General features: G+C 72.8%; 13 protein-coding genes. 6 read left to right on the top strand and 7 right to left on the bottom strand.

Annotation, left to right across the window (positions count from 1 at the left end; translation table 11 throughout):
• Positions 1–151 precede the first annotated feature (151 nt).
• From ACFXI4_RS35020 to rbsD, 4 genes are all read left to right on the top strand, one after another.
• On the top strand, positions 152–1,678 hold the full coding sequence (locus tag ACFXI4_RS35020; protein ID WP_384998757.1) for a sugar ABC transporter ATP-binding protein: 1,527 nt from the start codon (positions 152–154) through the stop codon (positions 1,676–1,678).
• The gene (locus tag ACFXI4_RS35015; RefSeq protein WP_362715616.1) at positions 1,668–3,614 is read left to right on the top strand and encodes a substrate-binding domain-containing protein; all 1,947 of its coding nucleotides are present in this window, start codon (positions 1,668–1,670) and stop codon (positions 3,612–3,614) included. Before ACFXI4_RS35020 ends, ACFXI4_RS35015 begins: the two co-directional genes overlap by 11 nt.
• Before the next feature lie 73 nt (positions 3,615–3,687).
• Positions 3,688–4,590: a ribokinase gene (locus tag ACFXI4_RS35010; protein WP_384998754.1), complete on the top strand. Its 903-nt coding sequence runs from the start codon at positions 3,688–3,690 to the stop codon at positions 4,588–4,590.
• Complete coding sequence (gene rbsD / locus ACFXI4_RS35005) at positions 4,587–4,976, top strand: D-ribose pyranase (RefSeq protein WP_384998751.1); 390 nt, start codon at positions 4,587–4,589, stop codon at positions 4,974–4,976. The genes ACFXI4_RS35010 and rbsD overlap by 4 nt, the downstream gene beginning before the upstream one ends.
• Before the next feature lie 19 nt (positions 4,977–4,995).
• On the opposite strand, the gene ACFXI4_RS35000 is transcribed toward rbsD, so the two are convergent.
• The 6 genes from ACFXI4_RS35000 to ACFXI4_RS34975 all read right to left on the bottom strand — a co-directional run bounded on the left by ACFXI4_RS35000 (position 4,996) and on the right by ACFXI4_RS34975 (position 10,919).
• A complete protein-coding gene (locus tag ACFXI4_RS35000; RefSeq protein WP_384998748.1) occupies positions 4,996–5,877 on the bottom strand; it encodes a hypothetical protein in 882 nt (293 codons plus the stop codon).
• A gap of 78 nt (positions 5,878–5,955) precedes the next feature.
• Positions 5,956–6,372, bottom strand: coding sequence for a hypothetical protein (locus ACFXI4_RS34995; RefSeq protein WP_362725832.1), 417 nt, complete (start codon positions 6,370–6,372; stop codon positions 5,956–5,958).
• Positions 6,373–6,465: 93 nt separating this feature from the next.
• Positions 6,466–7,509, bottom strand: a complete 1,044-nt coding sequence (locus ACFXI4_RS34990; protein WP_384998745.1) for a DUF5937 family protein — start codon at positions 7,507–7,509, stop codon at positions 6,466–6,468.
• A 271-nt stretch (positions 7,510–7,780) separates the two neighbouring features.
• Positions 7,781–8,581 carry a sugar phosphate isomerase/epimerase family protein gene (locus ACFXI4_RS34985; RefSeq protein WP_362725835.1) on the bottom strand — a complete coding sequence of 267 codons (801 nt, stop codon included), beginning with the start codon at positions 8,579–8,581 and terminating at the stop codon, positions 7,781–7,783.
• Between the two features lie 32 nt (positions 8,582–8,613).
• Positions 8,614–9,765 (bottom strand): dihydrodipicolinate synthase family protein, encoded by a 1,152-nt coding sequence (locus ACFXI4_RS34980; RefSeq protein WP_384998742.1) that lies wholly within the window; start codon positions 9,763–9,765, stop codon positions 8,614–8,616.
• The gene (locus ACFXI4_RS34975) at positions 9,762–10,919 is read right to left on the bottom strand and encodes a Gfo/Idh/MocA family protein (protein ID WP_384998739.1); all 1,158 of its coding nucleotides are present in this window, start codon (positions 10,917–10,919) and stop codon (positions 9,762–9,764) included. The genes ACFXI4_RS34980 and ACFXI4_RS34975 overlap by 4 nt, the downstream gene beginning before the upstream one ends.
• Before the next feature lie 227 nt (positions 10,920–11,146).
• On the opposite strand from ACFXI4_RS34975, the gene ACFXI4_RS34970 reads away from it, so the two are divergent.
• Positions 11,147–12,193 (top strand): LacI family DNA-binding transcriptional regulator, encoded by a 1,047-nt coding sequence (locus tag ACFXI4_RS34970; RefSeq protein ID WP_384998736.1) that lies wholly within the window; start codon positions 11,147–11,149, stop codon positions 12,191–12,193.
• 375 nt (positions 12,194–12,568) lie between these two features.
• Here the strand turns inward: ACFXI4_RS34970 and ACFXI4_RS34965 are convergent, their stop codons facing one another.
• Complete coding sequence (locus ACFXI4_RS34965; protein WP_384998733.1) at positions 12,569–13,060, bottom strand: hypothetical protein; 492 nt, start codon at positions 13,058–13,060, stop codon at positions 12,569–12,571.
• A gap of 361 nt (positions 13,061–13,421) precedes the next feature.
• Here ACFXI4_RS34965 and ACFXI4_RS34960 point away from each other — a divergent pair, with 361 nt between their 5' ends.
• Positions 13,422–14,357 (top strand): GNAT family N-acetyltransferase, encoded by a 936-nt coding sequence (locus ACFXI4_RS34960; protein ID WP_384998730.1) that lies wholly within the window; start codon positions 13,422–13,424, stop codon positions 14,355–14,357.
• Positions 14,358–14,369: the final 12 nt, after the last annotated feature.

The following is a 14,369-nucleotide window of genomic DNA, read 5'->3' as shown; positions in this document are numbered from 1 at the left end:
GGGGGGGGGGGCGGCCCGCGGGCCGCCCCTTTAGCTCGGTTTCGGGGGGCCGCCCTCCCACCACCCCCCCCCCCCCGCGCGGGGGGGGCCGCCCCCCCCCCCCCCCCCCACGTCCCGGAATGAACCAGACCCCTGTGCAAAGGAGCACGTCGTGAGCAACCCGGACGAGTTGCTGCGCATCGAGGGCATACGGAAATCCTTCCCCGGCGTGGTCGCGCTCGACGGCGTCGACTTCGATCTGCGCCGGGGCGAGGTGCACGTACTCCTCGGTGAGAACGGAGCGGGCAAGAGCACCCTCATCAAGATGCTCTCCGGCGCCTACACCCCGGACGAGGGGCGGATCCTGGCCGGCGGCGAGGAGGTGCGCATCCATGGTGCGCAGGACTCCGAGCGCCTCGGGATCGCCACCATCTACCAGGAGTTCAACCTGGTACCCGATCTCACGGTCGCCGAGAACATCTTCCTGGGCCGGCAGCCGCGCCGCCTCGGGATGATCGACCGGAAGCGGATGGAGGCCGACGCCGAGGCCCTGCTCAAGCGGGTCGGCGTGAACGTCTCACCGCGTGCGCGGGTACGGGAGCTCGGTATCGCCCGCCTCCAGATGGTCGAGATCGCCAAGGCACTCAGCCTGGACGCGCGCGTGCTCATCATGGACGAGCCGACCGCCGTGCTCACCTCGGAGGAGGTGGAGAAGCTCTTCGCGATCGTGCGGCAGCTGCGCGAGGACGGGGTGGGGATCGTCTTCATCACCCACCACCTGGAGGAGATCGCCGCGGTCGGGGACCGGGTGACCGTCATCCGGGACGGCAAGAGCGTGGGCCAGGTGCCCGCCACCACCGCCGAGGACGAACTGGTCCGGCTCATGGTCGGGCGGTCCATCGAGCAGCAGTACCCGCGCGAGCGGGCCGAGACCGGTGCCGTGCTGCTGTCCGTGGACGGGCTGACCCGGGACGGCGTCTTCCACGACATCAGCTTCCAGGTGCGCGCCGGTGAGGTCGTCGGCATCGCGGGGCTGGTCGGTGCCGGCCGTACCGAGGTCGTGCGGGCCGTGTTCGGTGCCGATCCGTACGACAGGGGGGCCGTGCAGGTCTCCGGTACGGCGCTGAAGCGGCACGACGTCAACGCGGCCATGGCCGCCGGGATCGGGCTCGTCCCCGAGGACCGCAAGGGGCAGGGACTGGTCCTGGACGCCTCCGTCGAGGAGAACCTCGGGCTGGTGACCCTGCGCCGGGCGACCCGGGCCGGGATCGTCGACCTGCGGGGGCAGCATGTCGCCGCCGAGCGGATCGCCGGGCAGCTGGGCGTGCGGATGGCCGGGCTCGGCCAGCACGTGCGCACCCTCTCCGGCGGCAACCAGCAGAAGGTCGTCATCGGCAAGTGGCTGCTGGCCGACACGAAGGTGCTGATCCTCGACGAGCCGACGCGCGGTATCGACGTCGGCGCCAAGGTCGAGATCTACCAGCTGATCAACGAACTGACGGCCGCCGGGGCCGCCGTCCTGATGATCTCCAGCGATCTGCCCGAGGTCCTCGGGATGAGCGACCGGGTCCTGGTGATGGCGCAGGGCCGGATCGCGGGCGAGCTCTCCGCCGACCGGGCCACCCAGGACTCCGTGATGGCTCTCGCCGTCTCCACCCCCACCACCACAACCGACAAGGAGGCCGGACGTGGCCACTGACACCCTCAAGAGCAAGAACGCGGGCGCCGGTGGCGTCTCCGGCGTGCGCCGGCTGCTCCTCGACAACGGCGCGCTCACCGCGCTGATCGTCCTCGTCATCGCCATGTCGGCGCTGTCGGGTGACTTCCTGACCACCGACAACCTGCTGAACGTCGGCGTCCAGGCGGCCGTGGTCGCCATCCTCGCCTTCGGCTCGACCTTCGTGATCGTCGCGGCGGGCATCGACCTGTCGGTCGGTTCGGTCGCCGCCCTGTCGGCCACCGTGCTGGCGTGGAGTGCCACCTCGCACGGGGTGCCGGTGTTCCTGGCCGTGGTGCTGGCCGTCGCCACCGGCATAGCGGCCGGTCTGGTCAACGGCTTCCTCATCGCGTACGGCAAGCTGCCGCCGTTCATCGCGACGCTCGCGCTGCTCTCGGTGGGCCGCGGCCTGGCGCTGGTCATCTCCGACGGCTCCCCGATCGCCTTCCCCGCCTCGGTCTCCCACCTCGGTGACACGCTCGGCGGCTGGCTGCCGGTGCCGGTCCTGGTGATGGTCGTCATGGGGCTCATCGCCGCCTTCGTGCTCGGCCGGACCTACATCGGACGTTCGATGTACGCGATCGGCGGCAACGAGGAGGCCGCCCGGCTGTCCGGGCTGCGGGTCAACAAGCAGAAGCTCGCCATCTACGCGCTGTCCGGACTGTTCGCGGCCGTCGCCGGCATCGTGCTGGCCTCCCGGCTCTCCTCGGCGCAGCCGCAGGCCGCCAACGGCTACGAACTGGACGCCATCGCGGCAGTGGTGATCGGCGGCGCGTCGCTGGCCGGCGGTACCGGCAAGGCCTCCGGCACGCTGATCGGCGCGCTGATCCTGGCGGTGCTGCGCAACGGCCTCAACCTGCTGAACGTCTCCGCGTTCTGGCAGCAGGTCGTCATCGGTGTCGTCATCGCGCTCGCCGTGCTCCTGGACACCGTGCGCCGCAAGGCCGGCGCCACCCCGGTGGCCGCAGGTACCGGGGGCAACAAGGGCAAGCAGGCGGGGACGTACGCGCTCGCGGCCGCCGTCACCGTCGGACTCGTCGCCGCGACCTCCCTGCTGCACACCGGTTCCTCCTCCGACAACCCGAAGGTCGGCCTGTCCCTGTCCACCCTGAACAACCCGTTCTTCGTGCAGATCCGCTCCGGCGCGCAGGCCGAGGCGAAGAAACTGGGCGTGGACCTGACCGTCACGGACGCCCAGAACGACGCTTCGCAGCAGGCCAACCAGCTCCAGAACTTCACCAGTTCGGGACTGGGCGCGGTCATCGTCAACCCGGTGGACTCGGACGCGGCGAGCAACTCCGTGAAGGCCGCCAACAAGGCGGACATCCCGGTCATCGCCGTCGACCGTGGCGTCAACAACGCCAGGACCGACGCGCTGGTCGCCTCCGACAACGTCACCGGCGGTGAGCTGGCCGCCAAGACGATCGGCGACAAGCTCGGCGGCCACGGCAAGATCGTGATCCTGCAGGGCCAGGCCGGTACCTCCGCCGCCCGCGAACGCGCGCAGGGCTTCGCCAACGGCCTGAAGGCCTTCCCCGGCATCCAGGTGGTGGCCCAGCAGCCGGCCGACTTCGACCGGACCAAGGGCCTCGACGTGATGTCGAACCTGCTCCAGGCCCACCCGGACGTCCAGGGCGTCATCGCCGCCAACGACGAGATGGCCCTCGGCGCGATCAAGGCGCTCGGCTCCAAGGCCGGCAAGTCGGTCTCGGTGGTCGGCTTCGACGGCACCCCCGACGGCCTGACCGCGGTCAAGAACGGCACGCTGTACGCGTCGGTCGCCCAGCAGCCCTCGCAGCTCGGGAAGATCGCCGTGGACAACGCGCTCAAGGCCATCCAGGACAAGAAGGTCGCCTCGACGATCAAGGTGCCGGTGAAGGTGGTCACGAAGGAGAACGTGGCCGGGTTCACGGGCTGAGGTACCAAGGAGGCGGCCGGTCGGCACCCGCCGGGCCCGGCCGCCTCAACTCGTTCTCTTAGGGAGTCACTTCATGTACGACTACGACCTCCTGGTCGTGGGATCGGCCAACGCCGACCTGGTGATCGGGGTCGAGCGGCGGCCGGCCGCCGGTGAGACCGTGCTCGGCGGCGACCTCGCCACGCACCCCGGTGGCAAGGGCGCGAACCAGGCGGTCGCGGCCTCCCGGCTCGGTGCCCGCACCGCCCTGCTGGCCCGGGTCGGCGACGACGCGCACGGCGGGCTGCTGCTCGACTCGCAGCGGGCCGCCGGGGTGGACACGGCGGGCGTACTGGTGGGCGGGGCGCCCACGGGCGTCGCCCTGATCACCGTGGATCCCTCCGGAGACAACAGCATCGTGGTCTCACCGGGCGCGAACGGCCGGCTCGTACCGGCGGACGTACGGGCCGCGGGCGGGCTCCTCCAGGCCTCCCGGGTGGTCTCCGCGCAGCTGGAGATCCCGCTGGAGACGGTGGTGGAGGTGGTACGGAACCTGGCCCCCGGCAGCCGGTTCGTGCTCAACCCGTCCCCGCCGCGGCCCCTTCCGGACGAGGTCCTCGCGGCCTGTGACCCGCTGATCGTCAACGAGCACGAGGCGAAGGTGCTCCTCGGTGCGGCCGCCGCGGGCGAGGAGCCGGCCGACTGGGCGCGGCTCCTGCTCGCCAGGGGCCCGAAGTCGGTGGTGGTGACGCTGGGCGCGGCGGGCGCGCTGGTCGCCGACGGGCACGGGAGCGAGTCCGTCCCGTCGGTGAAGGTGGACGCGGTGGACACCACGGGCGCCGGGGACGCCTTCACCGCGGCCCTCGCGGTACGGCTCGGGGCGGGTGCGTCGCTCGCCGAGGCGGCGGCGTACGCGGCCCGGGTCGGCGCGGCCGCGGTGACGAGGCGGGGCGCGCAGGACTCGTACCCGACGGCGGCGGAGGTCGAGGCGCTGTGAAGAAGACGGGGATCCTCAACCGCCACCTGTCGGGCGCGCTCGCGGAGTTGGGGCACGGGCACGGAGTGCTGGTCTGCGATGCCGGGATGCCGATCCCGCACGGGCCGCGCGTCGTGGACCTGGCCTTCCGGGCCGGGGTGCCGTCCTTCGCGGAGGTGCTGGAGGGGCTGCTGTCCGAGCTGGTCGTGGAGGGCGCCACGGCCGCGACCGAGATACGCGAGGCCAATCCGGCCGCGGCCGGACTGCTGGACGGGCACTTTCCCGACCTGGCCCTGGTCCCGCACGAACGGCTGAAGGAGCTGTCGGGCGGCGCCCGCCTGGTGGTGCGCACCGGTGAGGCCCGGCCGTACGCGAACGTGCTGCTGCGGTGCGGGGTGTTCTTCTAGGGCGCCGCGGAGCCCGGTGTCACGGCTGGGGGAACACCAGCGGCACGCCGTAGCGCCGCTGGGCGGCGCGCAGGGCCGGGACGAGGGTGGTGCGCACCGCGCGGACCGCGTCCGCGTGTCCGGGTGCGGCCAGGAAACGGGTGCGCAGCTCGGCGCGGGCGGGCTCCCGTACCGCTTCCACCGGGCGCATGCAGGTGGCGTACGCCCGCCCCAACGTGTTCTCCCCCGAGGCGGGTCCGTCCGGGCCGGCGGTCTGCATCCTGGCGTCGGCGAGGGCGAAGAAGGCGTTCTCGTCGCGGGCCCGGACGCCGTACCGGGCCAGGCAGTCCGGCAGTGTGCCGAGGGCGTCGAGGGTGGCCGGATCGCGGCGCAGGGTGGTGAGCGTGCCGAACCACTGGCCCTGGACGCCCGCATAGCGCTCGCGCAGGGCCCGGGCGGCGGCCGTGCCCTCGGCGAGACAGGCACGCACGTCGGCGGCGGATCCGGTGCGGGCCGGGGCGGGGCTCGCCGACGGGGCGGGCACGGTGGCGCTCTCGCTGGTGCCGTGCCGCGCGATGAAGTCCAGGTCGGGGAGTTCGTAGTAGCGGATGAAGGCGAGCGGGACCTGGTCGGGCAGGGTGAAGCCACGGTCACGGGCGCAGGAGGCCGCCGCGACGCGCTGCACCTGCCGTACGAACACGTCCAGCCCCTGCGTCCAGCGGGACTCGGCGCCGGTCGCGGGCAGCACCATCCGCACCGGGTCGGCCGGCAGGGTGTCGCTGAGCCGGGCCGGGGTCACGGTGGCCGCGCGGGGGCCGGCGACGGGCTGCTGAGCCGGGCCGGCCGTGCAGGCGGTGGCCGTGACGGCGGCGAGCAGGGCGAGAGCGGCGGCGGAGCGGGCCGCACGGAGCATCCGGATCATGGGGTCCTGCCTGCGGGGGTGGGAGCGGGTGCCGCGGGCCGCTCGGGCCCACGGCACCCCTGGAGCTGCGGCACCGGGTCAGTGCGTGATGTGGACGGTGTCGCCGCCGTCGTAGTAGCTCGCCACGGTGAACTTCGTGCCGCCGGACACGTCGGTGCACAGCCAGTAGGTGGAGTCGTTGACGCTGTGGCTGCCGTCGGAGGCCCAGACGTAACCCTTGTTGCAGGTCACCCAGGAGCTGCTGGAGGAGTGGTACAGACGCCCGGCGTACTCGTCGCCGTACGTGGAGGTGGAGTCGTCCGAGTAGGTCAGGTTGAGGTCGCCGCAGCTGCTGGACGACGACTTGGTCGCGGTGCCGCCGACGCCCTGGTAGGCCCCGGTCTTCAGCGTCACGGTCACACAGGCGGCCGGGGCGGCGGACGCGGCGGGCGCGAGCACCAGACAGCCTGCGGCGGAGACGAGCGCGAGCGCGCCCGCGGCGATGGCCTTCCTCATGGTTCCCCCTTGCGGTGATCGGTTGTGGCCGGATCGAGCAACCGAAACGCTCGCAGAGCACCCGCCCCGTGGACCACGCCCTTCGACGGGGCTCTAAAGTCCCGCGCCAGGCAGTGGAGTCCGCTGCTCCGGCGGTGCCTCCCTGACTCCTGTGGGCGGCGGGGCGGAAGCCGGCCTGAGCATGGCGGCGCCGAGCGGGGTGAGGGAGTGCAGCACCGTGTTGTGGTGGCGGTGGCTGAAGACCAGGCCGGCGTCGCGCAGCACGGTGGTGTGGTGGGAGGCCGTAGGCACCGACACGCCGAGCAGTCGGGCCAGTTCGGAGGTGGTCGCGCCGAACGCGAGACAGCGCAGCGCCGCCGCACGGGTCCGGCCGAGCAGCGCGGCGAGCGTGGCGTCCGGCGGGGCGTCGGGGGCGGTCGCGCGGACGCCGTGCACCGGATAGACCAGCACCGGCTGGAGGGTGTCGTCCGCCATCGAGATCGGTGACTGCCAGCAGAAGTACGAGGGGATCAGGTGCAGTCCGCGGCCGGCCAGGTACAGGTCCCGGTCCTCGACGTAGTCGACGTGCAGGACCGGCGGCCGCCAGCGGACGGCCGGTGACAGGCCGCGGAGCAGTCCGTCGAGGCCGGTGTCGAGGGTCTGGCGCGCGAGCAGGGCGCGCTCGCCGGCGACGGCGGCGCCGACCCGGCTCTCGTGGGGAGCGATCACCGCTTCGTGATAGGTGCGCAGGAGCTTGGCTAGCTCCTCCCGGGTCTCGCGTTCCAGCAGCCGGGGCGCCCAGTCGGGGGCGCCGGTGATCCGGTCCAGGGTCTGTATCTCGCGCACGACCCGGCCGGGCGGGGTGTCGACGATCGCCGCGAGGCCGTGGTCCAGGCCGTCGGCGGACTCGTGCGGGGTGAGGAAGTCGGGCAGGTAGCGGGCCCTGGGCAGCACCGGGACCAGGAGCCGTCGTACGGCAGCGCCGAGGTGGGTGCCGGCCAGGGTGGCGCGGGTCTCGCGGTACCAGTCGGCGTACGCCCAGCGGCCCCGCGAGGTCTGTAACCGGTGCAGGCTGCAGGTGATCTCCCAGAGCGGGTCGGGGGCGCTCGCCACCCGGACGCGAGCCAGGTCCTGAGGCGTGAAATGAATCCGCAGCACGAGAACCGCCCCCCGAGTCGAACATTCGTCTCGTTCAGGCAGCAGCCTGGGGCACCGGGCTCCCACGAACAACACCGGAACCGGCCGCACGCCCCGCAGGTGCCCGGACACGCTTCGAGGGGGCCCGATCCGTCGATCGAACCCCCTCGGTCTACCCCCTCCGGCCAGAACCCCGCGATCCCCCCGGATCCCCCCGAAGGTTCTGACACCGGGTACGACCGGCCGCGCGGGGGGATGGTTGTACGGGGGCGGGAGATCTTTCGGAAGCGGGCTACCGGATCACGTGTTCCACGAACCGGTTCGCCGTCTCCGTCAGCACCTCGCGGCCGTCCCGGGCCCACAGGCCGTCGTTGAACAGCTCGACCTCGATGGCGCCGGTGTAGCCGGCCGCCTCCACGTGCCCCCTCCACTCCCGCATGTCGATCGCGCCGTCACCGAGCTGGCCGCGGCCGTTGAGGACGCCTTCGGGCAACGGGGTGGTCCAGTCGGCGAGTTGGAAGGTGTGGATGCGGCCGCCCGCGCCGGCCCGGGCGATCTGCGCGGGTGCCCGGTCGTCCCACCAGACGTGGTAGGTGTCCACGGTGACGCCGACCTGGTGGGCGGGGAAGCGCTCGGCCAGGTCCAGGGCCTGGGCGAGGGTGGAGACCACGCAGCGGTCGGCGGCGTACATGGGATGGAGGGGCTCGACGGCCAGCCGGACCCCGTGCCGCTGTGCGTAGGGGCCCAGCTCTCCCAGCGCGTCCGCGATCCGCTCCCGTGCCCCGTGCAGGTCCCGGGAGCCCGCGGGCAGGCCGCCGGATACCAGTACGAGGGTGTCGGTGCCGAGGGCCGCCGCCTCCTCGACCGCCCGCCGGTTGTCGGCGAGGGCCGCCGCCCGCGCTCCCGGGTCGATCGCGGTGAGGAAGCCGCCCCGGCACAGGGTGGTGACGGTCAGGCCCGCCTCGCGGACCAGCTTGGCGGCCGCCTCCACTCCGTACGACCGGACCGGCTCCCGCCACAGGCCGACGGCGGGCACGCCCAGTTCCAGGCAGGCGTCGGCCAGTTCGGGCAGCGACAGCTGCTTCACCGTCATCTGGTTGATCGAGAAGCGGGACAGGTCGCCGGTCACCGGGTCACCCCGTACAGGGCGAGAAGGGTCCTCATCCGGTCCTCGGCCAGCTTCGGGTCGGGGAACAGCCCCAGGCCGTCGGCGAGTTCGTAGGCGCGGGCGAGGTGCGGCAGGGAGCGGGCCGACTGCAGGCCGCCGACCATCGTGAAGTGTGCCTGGTGGCCGGCGAGCCAGGCCAGGAACACCACGCCCGTCTTGTAGAAGCGGGTGGGGGCCTGGAAGAGGTGGCGGGAGAGTTCCACGGTCGGGTCGAGCAGCGCGCGGAAGCCCGCCGTGTCGCCCGTGTCCAGGACCCGTACCGCCTGCGCCGCCAGCGGTCCCAGCGGATCGAAGATGCCGAGCAGGGCGTGGCTGAATCCCTGCTCGTCGCCGGCGATCAGCTCGGGGTAGTTGAAGTCGTCGCCGGTGTAGCAGCGGACGCCCTGCGGCAGCCGTCGCCGGATGTCGATCTCCCGCTGAGCCTCCAGGAGCGACACCTTGACGCCGTCGACCTTGTCGGGGTGGGCGGCGATGACCTCCAGGAACACCTCCGTCGCCGCGTCCAGGTCGGCCGGTCCCCAGTAGCCCGCCAGCGCCGGGTCGAACATCGGGCCCAGCCAGTGCAGCACCACCGGCTCGGCGGCCTGGCGCAGCAGGTGCCCGTAGACGTCCAGGTAGTCCTCGGGGCCGGAGGCGGTGGCGGCGAGCGCCCGGGAGGCCATCAGGACGGCCTGGGCGCCGGACTCCTCGACGAGCGCGAGCTGCTCCTCGTAGGCGGCCCGGATCCCGGCGAGCGTGCCGCCGGTGATCTGGTCGGTGCCGACGCCGCAGGCGATCCGGCCGCCGACCGCCCTCGCCTCGGCGGCGCTGCGGCGGATCAGTTCGGCGGCGCCCGCCCAGTCCAGGCCCATGCCGCGCTGGGCGGTGTCCATCGCCTCGGCGACGCCCAGGCCGTGCGACCACAGGTGGCGGCGGAAGGCGAGGGTGGCGTCCCAGTCGACGGCGGCTGCCGAGTCGGGGGAGGCGTCGGCGAACGGGTCGGCGACGACATGGGCCGCCGAGAAGACCGTACGGGAGGTGAAGGGGGTGCCGTCGGTGACGGCGAGCGGCTCGGTGCGCGGTTCGTAGGTCCGCAGCGCCCCGCCGGCGCCCGGGAGCTGGATGGTCACAGCGCGATCTCCGGTACGTCGATGCGGCGGCCCTGCGCCGAGGACCGCAGGCCGAGCTCGGCGAGCTGTACGCCGCGGGCGCCGGCCAGCAGGTCCCAGTGGTAGGGGGCGTCGGCGTAGACGTGCTTGAGGAAGAGTTCCCACTGGGCCTTGAAGCCGTTGTCGAACGCGCCGTTGTCCGGGACCTCCTGCCACTGGTCGCGGAAGACCTCGGTGGCCGGGATGTCCGGGTTCCACACCGGCTTGGGGGTCGCGGAGCGGTGCTGGGCCCGGCAGTCGCGCAGCCCGGCGACCGCCGAGCCCTCGGTGCCGTCGACCTGGAACTCGACGAGTTCGTCGCGGTTGACGCGGACCGCCCAGGAGGAGTTGATCTGGGCGACGGCGCCGCCGTCGAGTTCGAAGATGGCGTAGGCGGCGTCGTCGGCGGTGGCGTCGTAGGGCTTGCCGGTCTCGTCCCAGCGCTGCGGGATGTGGGTGGCGGTCAGGGCCTGGACGGACTTCACCCGGCCGAACAGCTCGTGCAGGACGTACTCCCAGTGCGGGAACATGTCGACGACGATGCCGCCGCCGTCCTGCGCGCGGTAGTTCCAGGACGGGCGCTGCGCCTCCTGCCAGTCGCCCTCGAAGACCCAGTAGCCGAACTCGCCGCGGACCGACAGGATCCGGCCGAAGAAGCCGCCGTCGATGAGCCGCTTCAGCTTCAGCAGGCCGGGCAGGAAGATCTTGTCCTGGACGACGCCGTGCCTGATGCCCTTCGCGTCCGCCAGCCGGGCCAGCTCCAGGGCGCCCTCCAGGCCGGTCGCGGTCGGCTTCTCGGTGTAGACGTGCTTTCCGGCGGCGATGGCCTGCCGGAGTGCCTCCTCGCGGGCCGAGGTGACCTGGGAGTCGAAGTAGATGTCCACGGTCGGGTCGGCGAGCACGGACTCCAGGTCGGTGGAGACGTGTTCCCCGGACAGACCGTGCCGGTCGGCGATGTCGCGCAGCGCGTGCTCCCGGCGCCCGACGAGGATCGGTTCCGGCCACAGCACGGTGCCGTCGCCGAGGTCGAGACCGCCCTGTTCGCGCAGCGCGAGGATCGAGCGGACGAGGTGCTGGCGGTAGCCCATGCGCCCGGTCACGCCGTTCATGGCGATACGCACCGTCTTGCGTGTCACGTGATTCCCTTCGTCCGCGTGCGTCCCAGTAACGCAGCAAGCGCTTTCTACATGGTCTGAAGCTAGCCTTTCACCACTGGTCTGTACAAGACCGTGATGGGGTCGAGTTGTTCGAGCGGGCGAACAGCAGGAGTGAATGGCCTTATGGTCTGCACGGCAAGGGGGCTTCCTTTGATCAGGCTGAGTACGACGGCGTACGAAGAGACACGCGACCGGAGGATGACGAGATGACGGTGACCCTGGCGGACGTGGCGGCCCGCGCCCAGGTCTCGCCCGCGACGGTGTCGCGCGTGCTGAACGGCAACTACCCCGTGGCGGCGTCCACCCGGGAGCGGGTGCTGCGGGCGGTGGACGACCTGGACTACGTCCTCAACGGCCCGGCGAGCGCGCTCGCGGCGGCCACCTCCGACCTGGTGGGCATCCTCGTCAACGACATCGCCGACCCGTTCTTCGGGATCATGGCGAGCGCGATCCAGGCGGAGATCGGGGGCCCCGGCGGGCGCGCCGGCGGCGAGCGGCTCGCGGTGGTCTGCAACACCGGCGGGTCGCCGGAGCGAGAACTGACCTATCTGACCCTGCTGCAGCGGCAGCGGGCGGCCGCGGTGATCCTGACCGGTGGGGCCGTGGAGGACGCGCCGCACGCGGCGGCCGTGGCGGCGAAGCTGCGCAAGCTGGCGGACGCGGGGACCCGGGTGGTGCTGTGCGGACGGCCGCCGGCGCCGGACACCGACGCGGTGGCGCTGGCCTTCGACAACCGCGGCGGCGGCAAGCAGCTGACCGAGCACCTCATCGGGCTGGGCCACCGGCACCTCGGCTACATCGCGGGCCCCGAGGAGCGGACGACCACCCGGCACCGTCTGGAGGGCCACCGGGCCGCGCTGGCCGCGGCCGGGATCCAGGAGGACCCGCGCTGGACCGTGCACGGGCGCTACGACCGGCGGGCGGGATACGAGGCGACGCTCGAACTGCTGCGCCGCGACCCGTCGCTGACCGCGGTGGTGGCGGCCAACGACTCGGTGGCGCTGGGCGCGTGCGCGGCACTGCGGGAGTCGGGGCTGCGGATCCCGGCGGACGTGTCGGTGGCCGGCTTCGACGACCTGCCGTTCAGCATCGACGCGGTGCCGTCGCTGACGACGGTACGGCTGCCGCTGGCGGAGGCTGGCGCCCGGGCCGGTCGCATCGCCATGGGCCGCGAGGAGCCCCCGCCGGGCGGCATCGCCACGGTCCGGGGGGAGCTGATGGTACGGGGCTCTTCGGGCGTTCCGCGGGGCTGATCGCGGTGCGGCCCGCGGGCTGCCGCACGGCGGGCCCGTGACGGGCGGCCGGCCCGGAGCCGGGCGTGCGCGGACCCAGGGGGCGCCGGCCGGACCGTGGGCCCGGGGGGCTCGTGACACCGGTACGCAAGGCGTGGTACGAGCAGGCTGATCACCTGGCACCGACCCAGCAGGAACGATTCCCCAGGTGGTCGCCGGGGAGGTCTCCCAGACGGCTTCCGGGTCGGTGCGGACCCACCGTCCGGCGGGCGCCGCGGCCACGGATCACCCCCGCCCGGTGCCGGCCCTCCGCACCCCGGGCGGGTACACGCGTGGGTCCGGGTGCCCGAACACCGGACACCCGGACCCATTCCCCTGACTGTCAGGGAGTGTCAGTCACCGGCCGCCACCGCCGCCGCCGTGGCCTCCGCCACCGCCGCCGCCGTTGCCGCCGCCGCCGTGGCCTCCGCCACCGTGACCGCCGCCACCGTAGCCACCGCCACCGTGGCCGCCGTAGCCGCCACCCCAGCCGCCGTAGCCGTTGTCGCCCCAGCCGCCGTGGCCGCCACGGCCGTAGCCGTTGTCGCCCCAGCCGCCGTAGCCGCCACCACCGTGACCGCCGTAGCCGCCGCCACCGTGACCGCCGTAACCGCCGCCACCATGACCGCCGCCACCGCCGCCGTGGCCTCCGCCACCGCCGCCGTGGCCTCCGCCACCGCCGCCGTGACCTCCGCCGCCACCGCCGTTGTCCTGGAAGGAAACAACGTGGTCAGGCGCCGATGCGTGGGTAGCCGCGCTGGCGATGCCGGCACCTGCGCCGAGCGCAAGGATCGGTGCCGAGATCGCAGCGATGGCGACCCTCTTGATACGTGTGCTGTGCGCGCGCATGATCGCCCCTCTCCGAGGGTGTGGTTGTGTTACGACGGCCCGCTTCAGGGCCGACTTGCGTGCACTCCAGAGCCTGCGCGCAGCTCTAAGCGCGTCCGCCGCCCTTGATGCCGGTTCTCCGCACCGCCCGGGCTCTTCGGCGGACCACGTCATATCCGATTGAAACGGACATTAGTGACGTTCGTGTATAAACCTACGACTCGGGGGTGACGAAGTCAAAAGCAGGAACGAGCCCAGACAAGGAAGAACAAGTGAAGCCCGCGGGACCGCCGTTCGGTCCGATGCCTTCCGGCCGGGCGGGGCGGCGGGCTAGCCTCGGAAACGCGGCATCTCTGACTCAGTCAACCATCGGGGTCCAGCCATGACCGTCCAGGACATCCGCGCCTTCAACCGCTTCTACACCAACCTCATCGGCGCCCTCGACTACGGCCGCCACCTCTACGCCCCGTACACCCTCACCGAGGCCCGCGTGCTGTACGAGCTCGCGCACTCCGCCGACACCGACGCGGCCGACCTGCGGGCCGATCTCGCACTGGACGCCGGGTACTTGAGCCGGATCCTCAACAGGTTCGAGGAGGCCGGCCTGATCGAGCGCGCACCCTCCGAGAAGGACCCGAGGCGGCGGCGGGTGTCGCTCACCGCGGGCGGCCGGTCCGCCGCGGAGCTGCTCGACGAGCGTGCCCGGGACTCGGTCGGCTCACTGCTGGGCGCCGTCGACCCCGGTGCGCGGCCACGGCTCGCCGAGGCCATGCGCACCATCCGTACGATCCTCGGCGACGCGCACACCCCCGAGGCCGCCGGCGAGGTCGTGCTGCGCGAGCCGCACCCCGGCGACCTGGGCTGGATCGTGCAGCGCAACGCCGCCCTCTACGCGGCCGAGTACGGCTGGAACGCCGACTACGAGGGCCTGGTGGCCCGGATCGTCGCCGACTACGCCGAGGACCACGACCCGCACCTGGAGCGGGTCTGGATCGCCGAACGGGCCGGGCGGCCCATGGGGTGCGTGATGTGCGTACGGGACGACGCCCCGGGCACCGCACGGCTGCGGCTGCTGCTCGTCGAACCGGAGGCGCGGGGGCTCGGCATCGGGGACCGGCTGGTCACCGCCGTGATCGAGTTCGCGCGCGGGGTCGGCTACCGCGACCTGGTGCTGTGGACCAACGACGTCCTCTCCGCCGCCCGCCGCCTCTACCGGCGGCACGGCTTCGTCCTCAGCGCCGAGAAACCGCACCGCTCCTTCGGCAAGGACCTGGTCGGACAGGACTGGCGACTGGACCTGCACGGAACCGGCAGGTGAGAAGTAGGTTGG

The sequence above is a fragment of the Streptomyces sp. NPDC059224 genome, assembly GCF_042754285.1.
Taxonomy (GTDB): domain Bacteria; phylum Actinomycetota; class Actinomycetes; order Streptomycetales; family Streptomycetaceae; genus Streptomyces.
This window is presented reverse-complemented; position numbering and strand designations above follow the sequence as displayed.